The organism is Pyrococcus sp. ST04 (assembly GCF_000263735.1).
In the GTDB taxonomy this organism is placed as follows: Archaea; Methanobacteriota_B; Thermococci; order Thermococcales; family Thermococcaceae; genus Pyrococcus.
This window is the reverse complement of the sequence record NC_017946.1, coordinates 1,318,679-1,342,490: the sequence shown is the minus strand read 5'-3', so window position 1 is coordinate 1,342,490 and position 23,812 is coordinate 1,318,679. Positions and strand designations below refer to the sequence as shown.

27 protein-coding genes, 1 other RNA gene and 1 riboswitch are annotated in these 23,812 nt (G+C 42.1%); of the genes, 17 read left to right on the top strand and 11 right to left on the bottom strand.

The window, feature by feature from the left end:
• Positions 1–143: 143 nt before the first annotated feature.
• From PY04_RS07030 to fen, 8 genes are all read left to right on the top strand, one after another.
• Positions 144–2,294, top strand: coding sequence for an ABC transporter substrate-binding protein (locus PY04_RS07030; RefSeq protein ID WP_014734441.1), 2,151 nt, complete (start codon positions 144–146; stop codon positions 2,292–2,294).
• A 107-nt stretch (positions 2,295–2,401) separates the two neighbouring features.
• Positions 2,402–3,400: an ABC transporter permease gene (locus tag PY04_RS07025; protein ID WP_014734440.1), complete on the top strand. Its 999-nt coding sequence runs from the start codon at positions 2,402–2,404 to the stop codon at positions 3,398–3,400.
• An 11-nt stretch (positions 3,401–3,411) separates the two neighbouring features.
• Positions 3,412–4,563: an ABC transporter permease gene (locus PY04_RS07020; RefSeq protein ID WP_014734439.1), complete on the top strand. Its 1,152-nt coding sequence runs from the start codon at positions 3,412–3,414 to the stop codon at positions 4,561–4,563.
• Complete coding sequence (locus tag PY04_RS07015) at positions 4,556–5,536, top strand: ABC transporter ATP-binding protein (RefSeq protein ID WP_014734438.1); 981 nt, start codon at positions 4,556–4,558, stop codon at positions 5,534–5,536. Before PY04_RS07020 ends, PY04_RS07015 begins: the two co-directional genes overlap by 8 nt.
• Positions 5,537–5,547: 11 nt before the next feature.
• Entirely contained in the window at positions 5,548–6,528 is a 981-nt protein-coding gene (locus PY04_RS07010; RefSeq protein ID WP_014734437.1) for an ABC transporter ATP-binding protein, read from the top strand.
• A gap of 27 nt (positions 6,529–6,555) precedes the next feature.
• A complete protein-coding gene (locus PY04_RS07005; RefSeq protein WP_014734436.1) occupies positions 6,556–6,936 on the top strand; it encodes a phosphate-starvation-inducible PsiE family protein in 381 nt (126 codons plus the stop codon).
• 29 nt (positions 6,937–6,965) lie between these two features.
• An RNA gene (locus PY04_RS09520) (C/D box small nucleolar RNA) lies at positions 6,966–7,023 on the top strand.
• Between the two features lie 6 nt (positions 7,024–7,029).
• A complete protein-coding gene (gene fen / locus PY04_RS07000; RefSeq protein WP_014734435.1) occupies positions 7,030–8,055 on the top strand; it encodes a flap endonuclease-1 in 1,026 nt (341 codons plus the stop codon).
• Here fen and PY04_RS06995 read toward each other — a convergent pair.
• From PY04_RS06995 to PY04_RS06980, 4 genes are read right to left on the bottom strand one after another with little or no spacing between them, the layout of a single operon-like run.
• The gene (locus PY04_RS06995; protein ID WP_014734434.1) at positions 8,042–9,043 is read right to left on the bottom strand and encodes a class I SAM-dependent methyltransferase family protein; all 1,002 of its coding nucleotides are present in this window, start codon (positions 9,041–9,043) and stop codon (positions 8,042–8,044) included. The two genes, fen and PY04_RS06995, sit on opposite strands and share 14 nt — an antisense overlap.
• Positions 9,044–9,052: 9 nt before the next feature.
• Positions 9,053–9,457 (bottom strand): hypothetical protein, encoded by a 405-nt coding sequence (locus PY04_RS06990; RefSeq protein ID WP_014734433.1) that lies wholly within the window; start codon positions 9,455–9,457, stop codon positions 9,053–9,055.
• Positions 9,454–9,768, bottom strand: coding sequence for a hypothetical protein (locus PY04_RS06985; protein ID WP_048056080.1), 315 nt, complete (start codon positions 9,766–9,768; stop codon positions 9,454–9,456). The genes PY04_RS06990 and PY04_RS06985 overlap by 4 nt, the downstream gene beginning before the upstream one ends.
• Positions 9,759–10,622, bottom strand: a complete 864-nt coding sequence (locus PY04_RS06980) for a prenyltransferase/squalene oxidase repeat-containing protein (protein WP_014734432.1) — start codon at positions 10,620–10,622, stop codon at positions 9,759–9,761. Before PY04_RS06980 ends, PY04_RS06985 begins: the two co-directional genes overlap by 10 nt.
• Positions 10,623–10,642: 20 nt before the next feature.
• A riboswitch (Fluoride riboswitch) is annotated at positions 10,643–10,726 on the bottom strand.
• 117 nt (positions 10,727–10,843) lie between these two features.
• On the opposite strand from PY04_RS06980, the gene PY04_RS06975 reads away from it, so the two are divergent.
• Positions 10,844–11,530 (top strand): phosphoglycolate phosphatase, encoded by a 687-nt coding sequence (locus PY04_RS06975; RefSeq protein ID WP_048056079.1) that lies wholly within the window; start codon positions 10,844–10,846, stop codon positions 11,528–11,530.
• On the opposite strand, the gene PY04_RS06970 is transcribed toward PY04_RS06975, so the two are convergent.
• The 7 genes from PY04_RS06970 to trxB form a co-directional block, all read right to left on the bottom strand.
• Positions 11,527–12,612 carry an ABC transporter ATP-binding protein gene (locus PY04_RS06970; RefSeq protein WP_048056078.1) on the bottom strand — a complete coding sequence of 362 codons (1,086 nt, stop codon included), beginning with the start codon at positions 12,610–12,612 and terminating at the stop codon, positions 11,527–11,529. The genes PY04_RS06975 and PY04_RS06970 overlap by 4 nt on opposite strands.
• A 16-nt stretch (positions 12,613–12,628) precedes the next feature.
• On the bottom strand, positions 12,629–13,867 hold the full coding sequence (locus PY04_RS06965; protein ID WP_014734429.1) for a glycosyltransferase: 1,239 nt from the start codon (positions 13,865–13,867) through the stop codon (positions 12,629–12,631).
• 12 nt (positions 13,868–13,879) lie between these two features.
• Entirely contained in the window at positions 13,880–14,725 is an 846-nt protein-coding gene (locus tag PY04_RS06960) for a carbohydrate ABC transporter permease (protein ID WP_014734428.1), read from the bottom strand.
• Positions 14,722–15,600, bottom strand: coding sequence for a carbohydrate ABC transporter permease (locus PY04_RS06955; RefSeq protein ID WP_014734427.1), 879 nt, complete (start codon positions 15,598–15,600; stop codon positions 14,722–14,724). Before PY04_RS06955 ends, PY04_RS06960 begins: the two co-directional genes overlap by 4 nt.
• Positions 15,601–15,612: 12 nt before the next feature.
• On the bottom strand, positions 15,613–16,887 hold the full coding sequence (locus PY04_RS06950; RefSeq protein WP_014734426.1) for an ABC transporter substrate-binding protein: 1,275 nt from the start codon (positions 16,885–16,887) through the stop codon (positions 15,613–15,615).
• Between the two features lie 252 nt (positions 16,888–17,139).
• Positions 17,140–18,504: an acetyl ornithine aminotransferase family protein gene (locus tag PY04_RS06945; protein ID WP_014734425.1), complete on the bottom strand. Its 1,365-nt coding sequence runs from the start codon at positions 18,502–18,504 to the stop codon at positions 17,140–17,142.
• Between the two features lie 95 nt (positions 18,505–18,599).
• Entirely contained in the window at positions 18,600–19,592 is a 993-nt protein-coding gene (trxB, locus tag PY04_RS06940; RefSeq protein ID WP_048056077.1) for a thioredoxin-disulfide reductase, read from the bottom strand.
• 235 nt (positions 19,593–19,827) lie between these two features.
• Between trxB and PY04_RS06935 the strand changes: the two genes are divergently transcribed.
• Genes PY04_RS06935 through PY04_RS06900 form a run of 8 tightly spaced genes read left to right on the top strand, consistent with a single transcriptional unit; the run spans position 19,828 to position 23,811 of the window.
• Positions 19,828–20,331: a monovalent cation/H+ antiporter subunit E gene (locus PY04_RS06935; RefSeq protein WP_014734423.1), complete on the top strand. Its 504-nt coding sequence runs from the start codon at positions 19,828–19,830 to the stop codon at positions 20,329–20,331.
• Entirely contained in the window at positions 20,328–20,582 is a 255-nt protein-coding gene (locus PY04_RS06930) for a cation:proton antiporter (RefSeq protein ID WP_014734422.1), read from the top strand. The genes PY04_RS06935 and PY04_RS06930 overlap by 4 nt, the downstream gene beginning before the upstream one ends.
• Positions 20,579–20,950: a monovalent cation/H(+) antiporter subunit G gene (gene mnhG, locus PY04_RS06925; RefSeq protein WP_014734421.1), complete on the top strand. Its 372-nt coding sequence runs from the start codon at positions 20,579–20,581 to the stop codon at positions 20,948–20,950. Before PY04_RS06930 ends, mnhG begins: the two co-directional genes overlap by 4 nt.
• On the top strand, positions 20,940–21,197 hold the full coding sequence (locus PY04_RS06920) for a DUF4040 domain-containing protein (RefSeq protein ID WP_014734420.1): 258 nt from the start codon (positions 20,940–20,942) through the stop codon (positions 21,195–21,197). Before mnhG ends, PY04_RS06920 begins: the two co-directional genes overlap by 11 nt.
• A complete protein-coding gene (gene mbhE / locus PY04_RS06915) occupies positions 21,194–21,496 on the top strand; it encodes a hydrogen gas-evolving membrane-bound hydrogenase subunit E (protein ID WP_014734419.1) in 303 nt (100 codons plus the stop codon). Before PY04_RS06920 ends, mbhE begins: the two co-directional genes overlap by 4 nt.
• Complete coding sequence (locus PY04_RS06910; protein ID WP_014734418.1) at positions 21,486–21,932, top strand: Na(+)/H(+) antiporter subunit B; 447 nt, start codon at positions 21,486–21,488, stop codon at positions 21,930–21,932. The genes mbhE and PY04_RS06910 overlap by 11 nt, the downstream gene beginning before the upstream one ends.
• Positions 21,929–22,282: an NADH-quinone oxidoreductase subunit K gene (locus PY04_RS06905; protein ID WP_014734417.1), complete on the top strand. Its 354-nt coding sequence runs from the start codon at positions 21,929–21,931 to the stop codon at positions 22,280–22,282. Before PY04_RS06910 ends, PY04_RS06905 begins: the two co-directional genes overlap by 4 nt.
• Positions 22,279–23,811, top strand: a complete 1,533-nt coding sequence (locus PY04_RS06900; protein ID WP_014734416.1) for a proton-conducting transporter membrane subunit — start codon at positions 22,279–22,281, stop codon at positions 23,809–23,811. Before PY04_RS06905 ends, PY04_RS06900 begins: the two co-directional genes overlap by 4 nt.
• Position 23,812 lies beyond the last annotated feature (1 nt).

Genomic DNA, 23,812 nt, shown 5'->3' with positions numbered 1-23,812 from the left:
ATGTTCTAATTTATATTAACTAATAGCACATTATAGCTACATTTTTCTTTAAAATGTCCCCAAAATGGTCTAAAATTGACGAAAAGTTTATTAGCTAAATGTCCCCTTAAATTCATTCGTGAAACTCTTGAGGTGATGGAGATATGAATAGGGCGTTGTTGACTCTTCTGTTGGTTGGAATACTTGTATTTGGTACATTTGCCAGTGGATGTATAGGAGGGGGCACACAGACACAAACCCAGTCCCCAACTCAAACCCAAACTCAAACGCAGACACAAACACAGACTCAGACACAGACACAAACGCAGACACAGCCTACTGGAGTGACAAAAGCAATTCTTGAACTAGGAAAGGTTACTGTCATCGATACTGGTACTGCAATAGTTGTTGTAGGTCCAAAGGGATCAAAGCCTTCAGTTTCAATCCCCAGCGGAAAGAAGGTAATAACTGTCACATATGTCGTTGATGAGGAGAAAACTGTTCCCGTGAAGAAGTTGATGGAGGAAGGCCAAGGTTTCGGTGCAATTAACCCAGCATTCTTCAGGAATACAAACGTTGATGCACTAGTTATTGCCGCAAGAAGGGAGACAAACCCGGAGATAAGAACTGAACTATTTAAGGCCCTCTACATCCTGGGCAACTACTATGTGCCAGAGGTTATATTAGGACAAAACAGGCAGCTACGTGTCTACTGGGACTGGGTCAAGGGAAGATACTACCACCCAACTCTCCCAGAGAGGTATGACCTCCTATGGGAGGACAAGAACGCCCCAGTTGTCGATACTGGAATTGGAGAATACAAGAATGATCCAGAAACATATGTCATAGCAACAATTGGATGGCCAGAGAGCTTTGACCCAGCTTGGACCTATGAAACATTTGGATGGGAGATCTGGCACGAGATTGGTGATACATTGGTAACATATTGGAAGGAAGAAACTGAAGAAGTAACACCAGACCTGGCAGTTGCATGGGCTCACAACAAGGAGGGTACTGAGTGGTACTTCGTTATCAGGGGAGGGGTTAAGGCCTACGATCCATGGAACGACAAGACTTATCCAATTGATGCAACTGACGTTGTCTTCACGTTCTGGCGTGTTGCAAGGCTAGGACACTCAGTTAGCTGGATGGTTACTACGTTCATGAACGTTTCAGCTTCCCAGGCTCTAACCGAAGAGGAGTTCAATGAGTACCTCAAGAGCCACCCATTGATTGCCGAATATCATGGAAAGACCAAGGAGGTTAAGTCATTACAAGAATTACTCGACTTCTTCGGATACAAGGGAGAGACTGCAGGAGTATTCAAGCTTGTACTACCACACCCATATGCAGCTGTTCTTAACATACTCGCCGATCCATTCCTCAGTGTAGTTCCAATGGAGTACCTCCTTGGAGATAAGTATGAAGAAGCATTAAAGGCCAGCAACTATGGAAAGAACCCAGATGCTTGGGAAGCTTATGTTCAGAAGGGTGCGAATGATCCAACCCACCAGCTAATGCACAAGAAGCCAGTCGGAACTGGACCATTCTATGTTAAGGATTACCAAGAGAACAGCTACATAGTACTTGAGTACAACCCATACTACTGGAACGCAACTAAGAACCCAGGTCACAAGAGAGTTATCTACATAATCAACAACGATGCTGTCGCGAGAGTTCAATTGTTGACAACTGGTACAGCTGATGTTGCTGCAATACCAACAGATAAGATTGAAGACGTTAAGGGAGTCACAATGGGCAACTACAAGATCGTTGTCCAGACAGATCTATTACTACCAATACTCACGTTCATAGTCTTCAACACCCAGAAAGAGCCATTCGACAATGTAAAAGTTAGGCAGGCTCTAGCATATGCAATTCCATATGACCAGATTGCAAAGGTTGTTTATAATGGACTGCTTGAGAGGAACTGGGGTCCAATACCAAAACCATGGCCAGGTTATACTGAGTACGGCATAATCAAGTACACCTACAACATTGCAAAGGCCAAGCAGATGTTAGATGAGGCTGGAATTGATCCAACGAAGTACAGCATTAAGTTGATCTACAACGCTGGTAACACACAGCGTGAGAAGGTAATGACACTAATTCAAAATATCTGGAGCCAGTTGGGCTTCCAAGTTACAGTTGAGAGCTATGAATGGCCAGTATACCTTGGAAAGACTGAAAAGGGTGACTTCGACGTCTACATCGTCGGTTGGGTTCCAGATTACCTTGACTCAGACAACTGGGTTGGCCCATTCCTCTATGGTGCTACTGAATTCAAAGAAGTTAACATAAACGTATCTGGCTGATTTCTTCCTATTTTCTTTTATACTTTTGAGACCAAATTATTTTTATTTGGAAATGTCATATTCTCAGATGCGAATTTAAATGTGACAATGTTCATGGAGGGACAAAGATGGCGAATCTGAAAAAGTTCCTAATAAGGAGGATGTTGACATTTATACCAACAATAATTGGAGTTACGCTAATAGTATTCTTAATTGCATACAAAATACCTGCGGATCCAGTAAAGGCATGGGCCGGTGGTGAAAAGGCAACTAAAGAGGCAATGGAACTAATAATAAAGCAGTACCATCTTGATAAGCCATGGTATGATCAGTATGTGTTTTTGATGAAGGGCTTATTAACTAATACGATCATTGATCCAAGGACTTCTAACCCTGTAATGGAAGACGTTGGAAAGAGATTTCCAATAACTTTCCAGCTAGCTATAATAGCGTTCACGTTTATGGTGATAATTGGTATACCTCTTGGAATAATCTCAGCTCTAAAGAGAAACAGTTGGGTTGATACTGCAGTTAGAATTTTTGCACTTCTTGGAGTCTCTACCCCAGCTTTCTGGTTGGGTTACCTAATGCTGTACATATTCTTCGTAAAGTACAGGGTAACTACAATTGCGGGAGTTCCTCCATTCCCTCCAAAGATAACTGGTGTTCCAATAATAGATGCTCTGCTGAGAGGAGACTTTACGTTGTTCAAGCAGCACTTAGCAAGATTCTGGCTCCCTGGATTCACCTTAGGATTCTTGGGGATGGGTGTTACTGCCAGATTCGTAAGAAACAGCTTCTTGGAGGCTTTAAGTTCGGACTTTGTGCAGTTTTTAAAAGCTAAGGGCGTTCCCAAGATGAGAATATACAAGCACACCCTAAAGAATGCCCTTGTCCCAATAGTTACCGTTCTAGGACTTCAATTTGGTGGACTTCTTGGTGGAACGCCAATAACGGAGACAGTCTTTGGTTTGCCAGGAATGGGTAGATATGCAGTTCAAGCGATCCAGAACCTGGACTTTCCAGTTGTTGTTGCTGTGACGTTCATATATGCCCTAATCTACGTGATTATGAACTTGATCGTAGACATCTTGTATGCAATAATTGATCCAAGAGTTAGATACTGAGGTGATTAGTCATGAGGGAAGAGTACAAGAAGACGATACTTGACAAGCTCGCTGATAAAATAGTCTTTGGTTTAGGTAAATTCATTAGCCTGTTTAAGAGAGGTTGGATGGAGAAAAATAAGTCAAAGTTGGAAGAATGGAGATTAATGTTGTATGCACTAAATAGATCTCCCCCCGCGTTAATTGGTCTATTCCTTGTCTTAATATTCATATTTGTTGGAATATTCGGACCTTATCTTGCACCATGGAAATATAACTTCCTTCCAGCACTTTATACGGCTAATTATTCGGCAGTAGTCCGTGTTCCTCCAGGTAGTGAAGCGGTGTTAGAGTACTACAACAATACTGTGATACACTATCCACTAGGCTCCGACCATTACGGGAGAGATCTTTTGAGCTTAATTCTCCAAGGTGCTAGAACAAGTTTCGTTATCTCAATAATAGTTATAGCTCTAGGCGTTCCTCTTGGAATAATCCTGGGACTAATAGCTGGATACTATGGAGGAAAAGTTGACGAGTTGATAATGCGTATAACTGACATGTTCCTATCATTTCCGGCATTGATTCTTGCAATAGCATTTTCGGCAGTATTGCCCGATAGATTACAGGCTCTTATAACAAGTCATCCTTTACTTGAGAAGCTAGTCTTAGTGATCTTCGCTCTTGATAAAAGAGAAGCTGGTAACCTTGGAAGATTACTTGCAGTAATAGTTGCAATGATAATCGTGTGGTGGCCTGGATATGCGAGGATAACTAGAGGTTCAACGCTAACTGAGAGGGAAAAACTCTATGTGGAGGCCGCCAGGGCCATAGGCCTGCCGACTAGGACAATATTGTTCAAGCATATACTGCCAAATATAATAGGACCAATCCTAGTTTACATAACCTTGGATTTCGGTGGAGTAGTGCTGATGGAAGCTGGTTTAAGCTTCCTTGGTTTGGGTGCTACGCCTCCAATAGCAGACTGGGGTAGAATAGTCTACGATGGAGCCCAGTACTTCCCAGCCTCGTGGTGGTTGGTGTTCTACCCAGGTCTGGCAGTTCTATTAACAGCCTTAGGATGGAACCTTCTGGGAGATGGACTTAGAGATATCCTTGATCCTAAGACAAGAAGGAGCATAGAATTTAAGGTAAAGAAGAAGGAGGGTGAGGAGGGTGCCTGAACCCATACTTCAAGTTAGAAACCTCACCGTTCACTTTTACACTTATGCTGGAATAGTTAAGGCAATAGAGAAAGTATCCTTCGACGTCTACAAGGGTGAAACATTCGCCTTGGTTGGAGAAACAGGCTGTGGGAAAAGTGTTACTTCAAGAGCTTTAACTCAGCTAATAGAAAGTCCTGGGAGAATTGTTGAAGGTCAAGTGCTTTATTATAGGGATGATGGAAGTGTTGTAGATCTACTCAAACTCAGCGAAGAGGAGATCAGGAAGATTAGAGGGAATGAAATAGCCTACATATTCCAGGATCCTCATGCTTCATTAGATCCACTATACACGGTGGGCTATCAAATAGCCGAGGCAATGGAGGTTCATGGAAAGATAAAGAGCATTAAGGAAGGAATAAGGAGGGCAGTTGACATTCTAAGATCAGTTCTAATACCAGACCCTGAAAGGAGAGTAAATAATTACCCCCACGAGCTTTCAGGTGGAATGAAGCAGAGAGTAGTGATAGGAATAGGAGTTTCAAATAATCCAAGAATTTTAATTGCCGATGAGCCAACAACGGCTCTTGATGTTACAGTTCAGGCGCAGATACTGGAGTTGCTTGAAAAAATGAAGAAAGAGTACAAAGCCACTATAATTCTAATCACCCACAACCTTGGTGTCGTTGCTGAAACCGCAGATAGGGTTGCTGTAATGTACGCTGGAAAGATAGTCGAAATAGGTTCTGTGGATCAGATTTTCAAGAATCCCCTTCACCCATACACCCAGGGATTACTGAAGGCTGTTCCGAATCCAATGACCAAGATAGAAAAGCTAGAGGCAATTCCTGGAACGGTGCCGAATCTAATAACACCTCCAGGTGGATGTAGGTTCCATCCAAGGTGTCCAAAGGCCATGCAGATCTGTAAGGAGAAAGTGCCTGAGCTTAAGGAAATCGAGCCTGGACACTTTGTTGCGTGCCACCTATACTGAGGTGAGAGAAGATGACCGAGCCTGTACTTAAAGTTGAACATCTGAAGAAGTATTTCCCTGTTAGGGGTCTATTCAGAACCGTTGGATGGGTTAAGGCAGTTGATGACATAAGCTTCGAAATTTACAAGGGAGAAACCTTTGGTCTGGTTGGGGAAAGTGGGTGTGGAAAAACAACAACTGGAAGGACAATACTTAGGCTTATCGAGCCCACTTCAGGCAGGATACTCTTCATGGGAAAGGATGTGACAAAGCTCAAAGGAGAAGAGCTGAAGTGGTTTAGAAGAAAAGCTCAGATAATGTTCCAGGATCCTTATTCTTCACTCAATCCTAGACAAACTGTCTTTCAGATAATAATGGAACCAGTTAGATTTCATGGCATTCAGGTAGATGACCCAGAAGAGTTCGTTGTAAGGTTACTTGAAAGCGTTGGACTTAATGAAATGCACCTCTACCGTTATCCCCATGAATTCTCTGGCGGTCAGAGACAGAGGATAGCTCTAGCCAGGTTACTTGCATTAAAACCTGAGTTCATAGTCCTGGATGAGCCAACATCAGCATTAGATGTCTCTGTCCAGGCTAACATCCTCAACACATTAAAGGAACTTCAAGAGAAGCACGGATTTACATATCTCTTCATAAGCCACGATCTGGGTGTAGTAAAATACATGAGTGACAGGATAGGCGTCATGTACCTAGGTAAGCTAGTTGAGGTTGGGCCAGCTGACAGAATATTCGAAAATCCCTTGCATCCTTACACAAAGATGTTGCTCTCGGCGATTCCAATTCCCGATCCTGACATAGCAAGGGAAATGAAGAAGAAAAGGATGAAAGTTACGGGAGAACCACCAAGTCCAATTAACCCACCAAAAGGCTGTAGATTCCATCCAAGATGTCCATTTGCCAAGGCTGGTCTCTGTGACAAAGAAGAACCTCCCATGGTAGAAGTGGAAAAGGATCACTACGTTGCGTGCTGGCTTTATGCCAAAGCTTAAATATCCCTTCTCTTTTCTTATTTTGATATGAGAGATGGGATAATTTCAGTTTTAGAATCAGTGTTTGATGTGATAGTGGGCATTCTTGAGGTTATTATAATAGGCTTTATAGGGCTAGCTCTTTACAAGGTTCTTAACTCCTTGATATTGAGTAATCTTGAAGTTGCCCTCGAAAACTTTCTCCTAGTCCTAATACTCCTTGAGCTTTATGAGCTCCTATCCCTATATCTTAAAGAGCATCATGTGAGCATGAGAAGAGTTGCTGAGCTGGGAATAATGGCGATAGTTAGAAAGATAATGGTTGTTAAAAGTATAGAACCATTAACGCTATTTGGTCTTGCAGCTATAGTTTTAGTCCTTGGATGGATATATGTTAACTTAACTAAAGGGTTACATGGGGAAGATTAATTTAATAACTAACTTTGCAAGATATTCTCTTCGATGATGATCCTTCCCCTCATCTGAATGGTGATGAGCACACCGGTAGGCTGAGGTGATATTATGGGAGTTCCCATAGGAGAGCTGGTTCCTAGGAAGGAGATTGAACTCGAGAGTTTATATGGAAGAAAAGTAGCTATAGATGCACTTAACGCTATTTACCAATTCCTTTCAACAATAAGACAGAGGGATGGGACTCCTCTTATGGACTCTAAGGGAAGGATAACATCACACTTGAGTGGACTGTTTTACAGGACAATTAACCTTATGGAAGCTGGTATAAAGCCTGCATACGTCTTTGATGGAAAGCCTCCAGAATTCAAAAAGAGGGAGCTAGAGAAAAGAAAAGAGGCGAGAGAAGAAGCGGAAATCAAATGGAAAGAAGCGTTAGCTAAGGGGGACATCGAAGAGGCCCGGAAATATGCCCAGAGAGCAACTAGAGTAAATGAGATGCTGATAGAGGATGCCAAAAAGTTGCTTGAGCTAATGGGAATTCCCGTGATTCAGGCCCCCAGTGAAGGAGAGGCCCAAGCGGCATATATGGCATCAAAGGGAAAGGTTTATGCCTCTGCAAGTCAAGATTACGATTCTCTCCTCTTTGGTGCTCCAAGACTAGTCAGAAACTTAACGATAACTGGAAAGAGGAAACTTCCTGGCAAGAACATCTACGTTGAGATAAAACCTGAGCTGATAGTTCTTGATGAAGTTCTCAGCTCGCTCAAGCTAACAAGAGAGAAGTTAATTGAGCTTGCCATCTTAGTCGGCACTGACTACAATCCTGGCGGGATAAAAGGCATAGGACCAAAGAAGGCGTTAGAAATAGTAAGACACTCTAAGGATCCACTTGCAAAGTTCCAGAGACAGAGTGATGTAGATCTTTATGCAATAAAGGAGTTCTTTCTGAACCCTCCCGTCACGGATGATTATAAATTGCAATGGAGAGAGCCGGATGAAGAGGGTATTCTAAGGTTCTTGTGCGATGAGCATGACTTCAGTGAAGAAAGAGTGAAAAATGGTTTAGAAAGGCTCAAAAAGGCAGTAAAAGCTGGAAAACAATCTACGCTTGAAAGTTGGTTTATGAAAAGATGACTTGGAAGTCCAGGGCGATGTTGTACTGTCTTGGAGCATAGTTCCTTATTATTCTTTTATCTAGAATCTTTATTTTGGCGTCGAATTCCTCAGAAATTTTCTCAATTCTTGCTATATGCTCTCCATATGGATCATGTTCAGGTCCAAAGCCATAATAATGGATAACTCCTTCATTTTTTATGCTCATAAATGCTTCTCTGAGGAATTCACCTGCATATCTTGGTAGGTTCATTATTATTCTGTCCGCCTTTAACTTACCTGCAACTTTTCTAACGTCCCCAAGAATTGGAACAACATTGTTAATTTTGTTAATTCTGATGTTCTCCTCCAGGTAAATAATGGCCCATGGATTTATATCACATGCAAACACCATCTTTACCTTCTTTGCTAGAAGAATTGAATATGGGCCAACTCCAGCGAACATGTCGAATACTATTTCTCCTTCCTTACTTCTCTCATAAATTCTTCTCCTTTCCGTTGCCAGTCTTGGGGAGAAGTAGACTTTTGACACATCAAGTTTTAGTCTTATCCCATTTTCCCTGTGAATTGTCTCGGTTTTTCTAACTCCTGCTATGTGAATTAACTCTCTGACCCTATATTTCCCCTGAACTTTGCTTCCCTTCATAAAAACGGCTTTTATTCCCTTGTGAACTTTCAGTATTGCCTCTCCAATCTCCTTTCTGTACTCCAGCAGCTTCTCTGGTATCTCTATTATTGCAATGTCCCCAATTATATCAAAGGATGTGGGGAGGAGGGTCTTGAGAGAGGGGGGAATATTAACAATCTCTTTGTAACTATTTGGCCTTCTATTCACTCTCTCGAGATCGGCCTCAATTACGGTTAATCCCTCTACTGGATACTTTACTGGTATTATAAGGAAGTCTCCCTCTCTTTTTATCTTATATTCTGGATTATATGCTCCAATATCAATTAGCATCCTCCTTATCTTTTCTCCATCCTTTTTGGGAACTTTCACTCCAAGTGCCATCTCTTTCCATTATTCCTGACGGATATTTAAATAATATCTTATCAGCTCCTTAATTTGAGTGTAATCATTTGGTGGCAATCCCAGCATCTCCCTCAGCCTCTTATTCTCTGCTATCATTCCGGAGATCTGGATGCTGAGATTTTTGTTGTCCCTAGTTAGGCCGTATGTTTGAAATTTTAGAGATGCCCATTTGCCTTCAATATTGAAGAGCTCTCTCTCAAGCCTTGAAATTTCTCGTTTTACTGTATCAATGTCCTCTTCCGAGATATTTTCAAATTCAAAGGTTTCATTTTTTGCAAGATTGAGCACGAACTCTTTGATATCAAAGCCACTCTCTTCAACTAACTTGACAACATTATCGGGTATCTCTATGGTAACCTTTTTAATCCTACTAGCTCTGAATATTACTTTCATTTTAACTTCCCTCTAAGAAGCTTTTCTCTTAGCCTCTCATTCTCTCTGTGTAGTTCTAATCTCACTCTTTTCAGAAATTCTCTATCGTTGTTTGCCTTCTTTTTTAGCTTTAAAAACCGCTGGTATTGACCCTTTACGAGAGCTAATCTATTTTCTAGCTCAGTTTTCTTTCTGATAAGGAAAGAATAATGAAAGAAAAGTATAGCCTTTCTAGTGAGTTCTTCGCTGGATAGGATTTTCTTAATGACTTTCTTTTTGGCCTTTATACTTTCAATGTCTTCATATGAGACCCAATATTCTCTCACAGCCATTTAAGTAGAACCTCCAAGCTGGCCATTGCTCTGTATGTGTTCTGGAAATTTGAAATTCCAAGCTCGTAGCTTCTTCTAAAACCTCCATTTGGATTCTGCAGTGATCTGATGAATCTTATATGCCTTCTGACACATGTTGCCCTCTTGCCGAGTAACTCCAATCCCCTTAGAGCGTAAAATGTTGGTTCTATGTAGGGGGGAAGAGAATTTGGCACCTCAGTGAATCCTCCCCAGTCACCACAAACCTCACATTTTTCGAAGTGTTTCGTTTCTATTCTCTTGCCAAGAAATCTCAATGAGAATATTGCCTGATACGTCATTGTTGTTGTTGGATGTTCAACTCCAAAGCCATCCCCCATTTTGAAGCTGTTTATAAATTCAATCATCTTTTCACTCATTTCCCTTGTTGGCTTATAGTTAAGTGCCTTCATGGCCTTTGAGGCCCAATAAGTAGCCTCTAGGGGGGTTGCAGTTCCAAATTCCTCACTTCCACCAAGTCCAACTGCGAACTTGTTCTCGGTTGGGTTGTACTTTTTAAATAGTAGTTCTAATTTCTCTCTGGCTAAATCCTTAGCCCCCAGGAGGGATAGGGCTTCAATGGCTATTGCTACACCGACAGCTGCTGTCTGCATCTGAGCGGATTTGTATAGGAATTCTATTGTCCTCTCTTTCTCTGGGACTTCGAGACCTAAGAGTAAGTATGTCTTTACTGCGTAATATGTGTCGTTTATATTGGTATCTGCGAGTTGGGAAACGAAACAGTATCCTCCATCCTCATGCCTTCTTTTTTCTAGATACTCCAAAACCTTTTGAACATTAACAAATCTGCTGAGTTCATCAAGCTTCGAGCCCATACTCTCGCCTCCCGAAAGTTCTCAGAACAGGCGCCATCAGCCTCCCGACGGGAGGCGGTTCGGGCTCGAAGCTGCCCCGGGCGGGCGCCATCGCCCCTACGGAGCCAAAGGATTGCCTACTCCCGTTGCCGGTTTCGGTTCATCTCCTCGGCTCCGGTCAGTTCAAGTTAAAACACTCACTTTAAAAACCTTAATTTCACACCCCTATAATGGGGAGTAAAGTGAGAATAAGGGCAATCTCAATTGATATAGATGGAACAATAACATATCCCGATAGAAAGGTTGATGAGGAGGCCCTGAAAGCTATAAGGGAAGCTGAATCTCAAGGAATTCCTATAATGCTTGTTACTGGCAACACAGTTCAGTTTGCCGAAGCCGCTAGCATACTCCTGGGCACTTCTGGACCTGTAGTTGCTGAAGATGGAGGTGCTCTTTCTTACAAGAAGAAGAGGATATTTTTAGCTACAATGGACGAGGAGTGGGTGCTATGGAACGAAATCAAAAAGAGATACCCAAACGCTAGAACGAGTCACACCATGCCTGATAGGAGGGCAGGTTTGGTGATAATGAGAGAGACTATAGATGTTGAAACAGTTAGGAGCATTATAAAGGAACTTGGTCTTAACTTAGTTGCGGTGGATTCTGGTTTTGCTATACACGTTAAGAAGCCATGGATAAATAAGGGATTTGGAATAGAAAAGGCATGCGAGTTATTGGGGATAAACCCTAAGGAGGTCGCCCATATAGGAGATGGGGAAAATGATCTAGATGCGTTCAAGGTTGTTGGTTATAGAATTGCTGTAGCCCAAGCTCCAGAGTCTTTGAAGGCAAGTGCTGACTATGTCACAAAAAATACATACGGAAAAGGAGGAGCTGAAGGTATAAGACACGTGCTTTCGCTTCTTTAGAAGATTGCTTCACCAGAGCTTTTATCGAAAACATGGATTCTCTCTTTGTTAAATACAACTTTTATTGTCTCTCCTTCCTTAAATTCTCTGCTCTTAGTTAGTTTCGCTAATATTTCCACATCTCCTCTTGTGAGATGTAGAATAACATCCCCACCGAGGTTCTCTATGAGATCAATTTTCATTGAGAATCCAGAGGGAGATGGATAGACATCTTCTGGCCTTATTCCAAGTATAACTTCTTTTCCAATGTAGTCTTTTAGAAGCTCTTTTTGTTCATCTAGTAAGGTGATAATAAATTCCCCAACGTCAATATCAAGGTTCTCCGTCACAGTTCCTGGAATAAGGTTTATGGGTGGTGTTCCTATGAAGCTTGCTGTGAAGGTGTTTTTTGGTTTGTGGTAGATTTCTTCGGGGGTTCCTATTTGTTGGAGGATGCCCTTGTTCATGACTGCAATCCTGTCCCCCATCGTCATTGCCTCAACTTGATCATGAGTAACGTAAATTGTAGTAACCCCCAACCTCCTCTGTAACCTCTTCAACTCACTCCTCATCCTCACCCTCAACTTTGCATCTAAATTACTTAACGGCTCGTCCATTAGGAAGACTTTTGGTCTTCTAATTATGGCCCTTCCTAGTGCGACTCTTTGTCTTTGTCCTCCTGATAATTCTCTTGGCTTCCTGTTTAGTAGTTCTTCTAGTCCGAGCATTTCCGCCACTTCCCTAACCCTCTTCTCGATTTCTTGTTTTGGAGTTTTTCTGAGTTTTAGTGGGAAGGCTATGTTCTCGTACACTGTCATGTGGGGGTAGAGGGCATAGCTTTGAAAGACCATTGCCACGTCCCTCTCCTTTGGTGGAATGAATACTCCTTTTTCAGCATCAGCCACTAGTTTTTCTCCAATGTATATTCTCCCCTTGCTTGGTTCCTCTAATCCTGCAATCATTCTTAGTGTTGTTGTTTTTCCGCACCCACTTGGGCCGAGGAGGACTAGGAATTCCCCATCCTTTACCTCCAAGTTTAAATCCCTCACTGCAACGAAATCCCCAAAAACCTTCCAAACACCAACCAAAACAACACCCGCCAAAACTTAGCACCCCCGGTTATAAAGAAGATAGTAAGTCAAGATACCTCTCTAAATGCTTAGTTATTATGAACTCTTGCAATACTCTGGCCTTTGCATTTTTGCCCATTTCCTTTGCAATTTCTGGGTGCCTTAGTAAATAGACAGTTTTTTCGGCTGCTTCTTTAACATCCTTAACAAGGTAACCTGTTTTTCCATCTATTATTTGTATCTTTATTCCTCCAACAGCTCTACCAATTACTGGCTTTTCTTTCCACATAGCCTCGGTCACGGCGAGTCCGAACCCTTCTCTTGTAGAAAGCTGAAGGATTATGTCACTAGCTCTTTGGAATGCATTAACTTCTCTTGCATGGACACCTATCAAATTTGTGAGCACTTTGATATCATAATCCTCTCCAATTTTCCTTAGAACCTTTTCAAAATAAGTCCATGCTTCGGGATCATCATGGGCCATTACACTAACTAAAAGGAGTTGTACTTCTGGAATTCTTTCCTTAACTTTTCTGTATACTTGTATTACATCAAAAATACCTTTCCATGGGTCAAACCGTGATACCTGAGTTATTATTGGCCTTTCTGGATCTACGTCAAATTTTTCTAATATCCTTATTACCTCTGAGTAACTTAGCTCTCTGTTCTTTTCACTCAGAGGATCTATTGAAGGTGGCATTACAACTGCTTTGTCCCTTGTGAGCTCTGGTCTAATGTATTCTTCAAGGTGGAATATGTATTTGTCATACATTTCAACTATTGGGTATAGATAATTCCAGAATTCGGGATTTGGTTCACTAACGTCTATGTGACATCTCCAGATCCAAGGTTTTGTTTTTCTATAAAACCTTATGAGGGGGAGTGGTTGGGGGTCATGAACAATTATAAAATCGAATTCTTCTAAATCTCTATCCTTGGCATTTTCTTCATTAGTTTTCAGATATATTTCTTTCATATCCTCCGTAAATTTAAGTTCCATATTGCCTTGTAGGGCATTATGGATGGTTTTGGTCACGTTAAAGAACTCTTGTGAGCCTTCTATTACGAACCATTTGGTGTTAACTCCAATGCTGTTCATTAGTGGAACGAGGTTGTGGAGTATCTCTGCAACGCCGCCGCCAAATGATGTTGAATTTATATGCACGACTTCTTTATCTTTCAAGTTTTCAGCTTTTTCGAGTATTCTCAGGTATGACTGTTCTCCAATTATTTCTCTATAATCCTCCAACTTTTTCCCTTCTCCTTCAAATTTTTTAACTTCAAACATCTTGGATCCCCCCTATTTTTCAACTGACCATCCAACCATACCACTAATGTAATACTTCTGGAACACGGCGTACACAAGTAGAGGGACTATCATAACTAGAATTGAAGCTGCAGTTAGAAGGCCCCAGTCTACGAAATATTGTCCTCTCAGAAGGGGTAATCTCTGAGTAGCAACGTATTTTTCTGGATTTTGTAGGAAAACTAAAGCCAGGAAGAAATCACTCCAAACCCAGGTAAATTGTAGAATTGATGCCGATATTATCCCTGGGAGTGCCATTGGAAGAACTATCATTCTGAAGACTTGAAAATCTGATGCTCCATCGATTTTCGCTGCCTCTTCTACATCCGTGGGCAACATTGAGAAGTAGTTCCTCATGAAGAATATTATCCAAGCTAATCCCCAAGCTGAGTGAACTAAAATTATTCCGGTAAACTTGTTCAGAAGATGAAGTTGTCTGAGCAGGAAGTACAATGGAACTACGGTCATCTGCTGAGGGAGGGCCATGAGAAACACTATTGAGGCGAACAGATAGTTCTTTATTGGGAAACTATACCTTGCAAATGAGTATGCAGCTAAAGCTCCAACCAGAACTGGAGTTATTGTAGAGGGGATAGCTACTATTAGAGAATTCTTTAATCCCTGGCTTATTGGAAACATTGGGTGGTTTAGTGCGTTTATATAATTTTGAAGTGTTATTGTCAGTGGATGAAAGTGCCACCATCCGCTAACTATCTCCTCATAGGGCCTGATCGAGGCCATGAAAACTCCAATGAATGGAATTAGCCATGCTATTCCAATTAGCCATGCGATTCCATTACTTATAAGGTAATCTTTTAGTTTATATCTCTTGATTTTCATGTTGCTCTCCTCCTAATTAGCCAAATTGCGGGGATTAGAGTTAGAAGAGTTAATAATACTGCAACTACAGCTGCATAATTATAATTAAGGGATCTTGCAAAGTAATCCCACATTTGAAGGGCTAGAACGGTAGATGCACCTCCTGGACCCCCTCCAGTTGCTACGTAGACTACATCGAATATCTTAAGATCCCAAAGAAGCGTCATTGCTACAACGACGATTGTAATGGGCTTAAGTTGTGGCCATATTACGTATCTGAAAATTTGAAAACTTGAAGCTCCGTCTATTAGTGCTGCCTCAATATAATCTTTAGGTATTGAAGCTAACCCTGCAGAGTACATTAACATACTAAACCCTGTCCATATCCATATTGAACCTAGTATAACTGCAAAGAGTGCAGTTTCTGGATATGCTGTCCAGGTTATTGATAGTTTTTCTATTCCGAGGATTTTAAATATAGCAGGAATTACTCCCGCTCCCTCTTCAAACAGAAATCTAATTATCAAACCACCGACGACCATTGGAATGACCATTCCAAGGAATACTATCGATTTTATTATAGAGCTCCCAATTACCTCTTTTTTCCTGAGCACAATGGCTATTCCTAGTCCAAGAAAAACTGTTGTTGGCAGATGAATCGCTATTAAGACTGCATTGTGAATTAAAGCTCCCCAAGGTGGGGACTTTGTAGGAAACCTATCAAGGTTTACTATGTCTTTACTAAAGAGGACTTCCTTATAATTCTCAAGACCTACAAATTTGTCATCCAAGAAGAAGCTCAAATACACAGTTTTAAAGACAGGATAAATAACGAAGGGTATCATAAGGATCAAAGCCGGCAAAAGAAAATAAAAGAAGGTAAGCCTTCTATTCATGATTCCCCACCGCTATTTTTTAGGGAACTTTTCATCCAATGTCTTTAGAACTTCGTCTAATCTGTCTGGCTGAACCCATAGAAGCTTTAATTGGTCCCAGAATACTTTCTGCCACTCTCCTCCAACACTATCGTCTAGATCGGGGGCAGATTCTACTTTACTTACTATCTTTGCGACGTCTCTCATTGGTTCCCAGTAATCCTCTATGCTAACTTTCTTCCAGGTTGCTAACTTTCCTGACTTTGTTCCTACGTGTATCCTCTGACCTTCAGTTGCCAAGAATAAGGCAAGCTCCATAGCCTCCTTTGGATGTTTGGTATATTTTGGAACCATGAAATAGTCGGGGGCTATTACCATTGCTTTGACTCCTGGTAGGGATATTAGGCCGAGATCATTTGGATCATCAACCATTCCGGTTATCCACGTTCCCATGAAGTATAAGGCGTACTCTCCTTTCCACCATAAGTCTACGGCAGAAGTCCATTCTATGGGATCACTGAAATATCCCTTCTTTAATAGTGGGACTAATCTCTTTTCGAAAATCTCTCTAACTTGTGGATCCTCCCATTTGACTTCCCCATTTATCAACTTAAGCTGGAGGTCTCTCCCTCCAAATGTTAAAATGAAGTGCTCTGTAACATCGGATAGTGGCCATCCAACACTATCCCCACTAGCTATTGGTGCTTTTATCCCTGGTATCTTCTTTATCTGCTCCAGAAGAGCTACAAATTCATCCCAGGTTTGAGGTGGTTTCAAGCCGTGTTTCTCGAAGAATGATTTTCTGTACCAGAAACCGGGTTTTGCTGCTGCGGTGAAGGGTACTCCATATATCTTCCCATTAACTGTTATTGGATCTAGGATGCCAGGTACATAGTCATCTGGATTTATTTTTCCTGTGAAATCTAGAAGATGGCCCTTCTTCCCCATCTCTGCTATGAACCATCCCCACATAGCGATTACATCTGCAGGTGTGTCTCCCGATTCAAATTGTAAGGGTAGTATTGTTGCAAGATCCTCCGCTCTATATGTCTTATACTCAATTTTTATATTTGGATGTTTTGCCTCGAAGGCTTTTAGAACTTCCATAAATGCCTCCAATTCAGCCCCTGACCATGGTCCTATTACTTTCAGTGTTATGACTTTCTCTGTTTTTGTCGTTGTTATAGTTTCAGTTTCTTTTTGGGTTACAGTTTCCTTGACAGTGGTTGTTTGTCCCCCAATACATCCTCCAACAAAACCTACCAATAGAACTGCAACAAGGAGTAGGGAAATTGCGCTTAACTTCATTGAGGTCACCTAGTTAGTAGTTTGTACTAAAAGTATATATGCTTTGTGGGATATTTTTAAATATGTCATTTTAGTTGATACTTAAAATACATACAAAAAGATCCGAAGGGATGGACTCTCTTAAGATTTAACAAGCTGTAGGAGAAGTACTTCGAGGATCAACCTCAGATTATATTCACTTTTTGAAAACCTTGCCTTTTGAGGCAGGGAAGATGTCAGTTGAAAATGAAATGAAAGGGAAGAGAGATATAATCAATAGGTCTTATATCCATACTTTTCGCTAACGACTTTTATTGCCTCCTCAAATATGTCTAGGCCTATTTTTGCTTCCTCTTCACTTATAATCAATGGTGGAATCAGCCTTATTGCACTCTTTCCGCATCCAAGGAGTGCTAGTCCTCTCTTTAGTGCCTCAACTACTATTTCATTTCTCTCCTTAGTTGCGTATTCTTTGGTCTTTCTGTCCTTGACGAATTCAACTCCCCACGCAAGTCCGAGTCCTCTTACATCTCCTATTATCTCGTACTTCTCCTTCATCTCCTCGAGTCTCTCTCTGAATAGTGGCTCAAGCTTTTGAGCGTTTTCAATTAAGCCGTTTTCAAGCTCTTCTATAACTGCAAGGGCTGCTGCAGCCGCAACGGCGTTTCCTCCAAAAGTGTTGCTGTGCACTCCGCTCACTTGGAAGTCCAAGTCTTTTCTGAATATCGTTGCTCCTATGGGAATGCCTCCACCAAGAGCTTTGGCAACGGTAACTATGTCTGGCACTATACCAAAGTGCTCGATTGCCCACATCCTTCCAGTTCTTCCCATACCCATCTGGACCTCGTCGTCTATGAGAAGGATTCCATACTTGTCTGCAAGCTTCTTGAGTTCTTTGAAGAAGTTCTTTGGAGGTACCACATATCCTCCTTCTCCTTGGATTGGTTCAAAGAATATTCCTGCAACTTCTTCTGCGGGAATGTAGTGCTCAAAGAGGTACTCTTCAATGTACTCAATGACCCGGTTGATAAGTTCGTCTGGGTTCTCATAACCGTCTATGTGCCAGGGGTTTCTGTATGGATTTGGATAAGGAACGTGTTCCACTCCTGGCATTGTTGGGAACATCCTACTTCTCTGTACTGGCTTGCTTGCCGTAAGGCTCATAGTTCCATGCGTTCTTCCGTGGAAAGCACCGATGAATGCGATGAACATTTTCCTGTTAGTTGACCACTTTGCTATCTTTAAGGCAGCTTCATTGGCCTCGGTTCCACTATTGCTGAGAAAAACTTTCCTTTCGACATCTCCTGGTGCAATTTCTGCAAGCTTTTTCGCGAGTTCAACCTGGTATGGATTGTAGTAGTCTGTTCCAGCAGCATGTAGGACAAGGTCTAGTTGCTTCTTAATAGCCTCAATTACTTTTGGATTCCTAAGGCCTACGTTCATTACTCCAATTCCAGAGGAGAAGTCCAAGATAACGTTCCCATCAACGTCAATCCAGTAAACTCCTTCTGCCTTCTCAATAACGAGGAAGTATTCATTAGGATCGTTGGTAGTTGTTGCCATGTACTTGTGGTGCTCCTCTATAACCTTCTTAGCCTTTGGTCCCGGTATTTCCTTAACGTTTGGCCTAAGCTCCATGTACTCTCACCCGGAGAAAGTTGGGGGACATACTTTTAACTTTAAGCTCGAAATTGAGCATCTTTGTTCGAAAAATTTTCAGAGAAAAGAAGAGTTCACTCAATACTCTTTCCGTTCCAGCTTTCTATAAACTCCTTAGCTGAGTTTGCAGCAATGGCACCCTGTCCAACTGCCACGGCTATCTGTTTGAATACATTGGTTATATCCCCGGCTGCAAATATTCCAGGGACTTTAGTCCTCATATACATATCAACTTTTATGTAACCATATTCATCTGTAATCCCAAGATGCTTTACGAAGTCTGTCTTTGGCTCGTACCCAATGAATATAAACACACCATCAACTTTCTTTTCAAATGTTTCTCCTGTTTTCACATTTCTAAGAACAACACTCTCGACCTTATTTGTCCCTTTTATCTCGGTGACTACTGTGTTAAGTATAGTAGGTATTCCGGCTTGTTTGAGCCTATCTTGGAGTATCTTGTCTGCCCTAAATTTGTCTCTTCTGTGTACAAGCGTTACCTTTACTCCAATACTGTGTAGGTATAGGGCTTCTTGAAGTGCAGTGTTGCCTCCTCCGACTACAATAACCTCTTTTCCAACGAAGAGCGGGCCGTCACATGTTGCACAGTAGCTAACTCCCCTTCCTGTAAATTCTTTCTCACCTGGGACGTTAAGCTTTCTAGGCTCTGCACCGACAGCAATTATTATTGTTTTTGCTTTGTACTCCTTGCCATTTGCCGTTTTAACGCTAAAGTGGCATGGGCCTTCATAGTATGCGCATTCAGTTGGGTCAATCCTCACAACCTCATCAAAAACAACATCTACTCCATATTTCTTGACCTGCTCATACATCCTGTTAGACAACTCGGCTCCGCTTATTCCCTCTGGGAAGCCTGGATAGTTCTCTATTAGGTCTGTTATCGCCATGTTTCCTCCTAGATCCTTGGTTACTATTATAGTGTCAAGTCCAAATCTCGCCGCGTAAATTGCAGCCGTATAACCGGCTGGACCTGCTCCGATGATTATAACATCCCAAACCTTGCTTTCGTCAACTGTACTTTTTGTTAATCCCCCCAGGCTAAACATCTCACCTCACCTCCTTTTGCTGGAACAAAATAGCTGGTGAATATTTAAAAGCATTTTGGGACAGTCATGTGTAACATAGCTAAACTTAAGCTCGTAAACCAAAAGTTAAGGACTTTTATTTTCAATTCATCGCTTTAAAAAACCCTTTTAAGATTTTGCGGGCAACTTCTCTTGGAAGAGAACGAATTAAGCGTGTAAAATACTGTTTCAAACCAAGAGTTGAGGGGGTTTGGTAATGTCATTCATTACAGCGTTTGTGTGGGCATATTTCCTATGGCTCGTCTTAACGGCGGGAAGCAAGGGGATGCTATGGAGCGTGCAGGAGCTCGTGGCTGGTCTAGTGTTCTCATTGATAGTAGCGTATGCAACGAGGGACATAATTGGGGAAAAAGCATCAAGGTTCCTGAATCCAGGAAAATGGGTACTCTTTGTTGCTTACTTCCCGGTATTGTTTTGGGGAATGGTTAAAGCTAACCTCGATGTTGCTTATAGGGTTATAACAGGAAAGATAAGACCGGGAATAGTTAGAGTTCCAGTTGATCTTGAGAACGATGCACAGTATACAATTTTGTCCAATTCAATTACCTTAACCCCAGGAACGCTTACAGTTGAAGCATGTCCAGATGAAAAAGCTCTCTACGTTCACTGGATAAACATTCCTGAGGGGCAAGAATGGCCACAGACTTCTGAGCCAGTTTCTGGACCATTTGAAAAGTGGGCGAGGAGGTTGGGAAAATGATGTTCTTCTATGCCACTCTCTTAATAGGAATCGCGGGATTGATAACCCTGCTCAGGCTGATCCTGGGCCCTTCTGTTCCAGACAGGGTTGTTGCATTGGACACTATGAATACCCTCGTGGTTGCAGCGATGGTTCTTTTGGGAGCAGCTTATGAAAGGGCAATTTACATTGACATTGCAATAGTGTACGCTCTTTTAAGCTATGTTGGAACGCTGATTATTGCAAAATACCTCCAGGGGGGATTATCATGAGTACTGCGGATTACTTGATAATGGCATTCCTTGCAATAAGCGTGACTTTCAACTTTCTTGGGAGTATAGCCCTTCACAGGTTCCCGGATGTTTATACCAGGCTACATGGAGCAACTAAATGTACAACCTTTGGGACGATCTTCGCAGTGTTTGCAGTGATAGTGCATTCACTCGTTAGACTTAGGGAAACTGGAAATCCCAAATACCTTCAAATGGCAATTCATAGCTTTGTTGCACTGTTTGCACTTCTCATGACTAACCCGGTGGGAGCTCATGCAATTGCAAAAGCTGCTCACATTAGTGGCTATATGCCAAAGAGAGCTGTTGTTGATGCTTATCTAAAGAGGAGGGAGGAAAATGAATGTTGATATGATCATCCAGTTTTTGGTCCTACTTGGCATTATAGTGTCTTCAGTTCTAATGATAACTCTTAGAGATCTCTTAGCAGCGGCTGTTGCAGCTGCAGCTATGAGTCTGCTCTTGAGTCTGGAGTTCTATATGCTCCATGCTCCTGACGTGGCAATAGCGGAGGCAGCTGTTGGTGCTGGTGTTGTCACGGCTGTCGTAATTTATGCTATTGCAAAAACCGAAAGGTGGGAGCGTGAAGCCCCATGAAGAGAGCCTTAGGATTCCTGTCATTACTGGTTATATTTGCTGGGCTAATGCTAGCTCTTACTCCTAAATATGGAATAAAATTTGGATTTGGGGGAGATGACTGGTTGAAATACAGGTATACAGACAACTACTACATTCAGCATGGTGTTGAGGAAGTAGGTGGGAACAATATAGTGACCGATATAGTGTTTGACTATAGAGGCTATGATACCCTGGGGGAAGCGACTGTTCTATTTACTGCAATAGCTGGAGCAATTGCCCTTCTAAGGCCGTGGAGGAGGGAGAAAAATGAGGGATGATATGGGAGTTATTGTGAGAACAAATGCAAGGGCTCTCATTCCATTCATAGGAATATTTGGAGCTTATGTAGTTATGCACGGTCATCTTACCCCTGGCGGTGGATTCCAGGGTGGTGCGACAATTGCTGGGGCAGGGATATTGTTTCTAGTAGCCTTTGGAATCAAGGCTGCAAAGGAGAAAATAAACAAGAACTTATATTCTGCATTGGAAGGCGTTGGAGGTTTAGTGTTTTTGGGGGCTGCAATGCTTGGCTTAAGCGTTGCATTCTTCTATAATACACTCTGGCATAATGGTCCGCTTTTCAATGGAAAACCAGGAACACTGCTCTCCGCAGGATTTCTACCAATAATGAATCTTGGAGTTGGTCTTAAAGTGTTCACTGGTCTAGTCTCTGCAGTATTTGCTCTCTCATTATTTAGGAGGTGGAACAAATGATAGCATTTCAGTATCTAACGGCTATAATAATGGTGGCCCTAGGAATTTATGCCCTCCTGTACAAGAGAAACCTAATCAAGCTAATACTTGCCTTAGATTTGATAGACTCCGGAATTCACCTTCTCCTAATAAGTGAAGGTTATAGGATGGAGAACGGTCTCCCTCCCACAGCGCCAATCTATACTGGCTATGAAGGAGGAGCGATGGTGGCACCAATTCCCCAGGCTCTCGTTCTGACGAGCATAGTAATTGGAGTGTGTGTGCTTTCGCTTGCGGTTGCCCTCACGGTTAATGCATACAAGCATTATGGAACGCTTGATGTAACAAAGCTCAGGAGGTTGAGAGGATGACGTGGTTGCCGTTCCTCATAATCATCCCCTTATTTGGAGCATTCTCAATGCCAATAGTGAGCTTAATAGGAGGGAAAGCTAAAGAGGCGTGGGCCACAATAGTAAGCTTTGCAACGTTGATAGTGGGAATTGATGTCTTTAGGGAGGTCTGGAATGGCGGTACTATAGTCTACACTCTTGGAGCGAAGAACCCATTTGGAAAAGCGACGTTCCCAATTAGGATAGTGTGGGAAGTGGACAAGTTTGGGGCAATAATGGTTCTAATAGTAACTTTCGTTAGCTTCCTTGCAATAATTTACTCGATTGAATACATGAAGCATGATACTGGACTTGAAAAGTTTTACACACTAATTCTAATACTCGAGCTGGGAATGCTTGGTATTGCGATAACTGGAGATATCTTCAACTTCTACGTATTCCTTGAGATAATGAGCATAGCCAGCTACGCTCTAGTAGCTTTCAGAAATGATACATGGGAGGGAATTGAGGCAGGTATAAAATATATGTTTGTAGGCTCTTTAGCCAGTAGCTTTATCCTACTTGGGATAACGCTGCTTTACGGTCAGTACGGAACACTCACAATGGGGTATCTTGCAGTAAAGATGTCGGAGAACCCAACCATCGTTGCAAAGATTGCACTGGCTCTTTTCCTCGGTGGCCTGCTCTTCAAGAGCGGTGCATCTCCAGTGCACATGTGGCTTGCAGACGCGCACCCAGCAGCTCCAAGTTCCATCTCGGCAATGCTTTCGGGTCTCGTGATAAAGATAGGTGGAATATACGCGATGGCCAGAGTAGTGTTCAGTATCTTCTCCCCAGCGGTGAACTTGACCACAGTTGGGTGGATAATCATCTTGTTCGCCTGCATAACACTGATAGTTGGAAACGCAATGGCGGTTGTACAAGAGGACATGAAAAGACTTTTGGCATATTCTTCAGTTGGCCAGATAGGATACATTCTCCTTGGTCTTGGAATTGGTATGGTTGCTTACGGAACAAAAATTGGCGAAGTTGCCTTGGCTGGAGCTATATATCATACAGTTAATCATGCCATAATGAAGGCCCTTCTCTTCCTTGTCGCTGGTGCAGTTATTCACGAGCTAGGAACTAGAAATCTCAACGAACTTAGTGGACTCGCGAAAACTATGCCTAAAACTTCCTTTGCATTCTTAGTTGGAGCTGCGGCGATAGTTGGAATGCCCCCACTTAATGGATTCGCAAGCAAGTGGCTAATATATGAGAGCTCAGCACTTTTCAATCCAATAATAGGTGCAATAGCAATAATAGGAACAGCTTTTTGTACTGCAGCATACGTTAGGGTTCTCTTCACATTCTTTGGCAGGCCCAGTGAAAAAGTAATGAATGCGAAAGATCCAGGGATTGCAATGTTACTTCCAATGTTCATCTTGGTGTTGGCGATAGTAGTGATGGGATTCTTCCCATGGCAAATAAGTGACAAGTTCATGGTTCCAGCTGCAAGGGCGTTATGGGATGTTATGGGGTACATAGCTTCCCTCATGGGAGGTGGTTGAA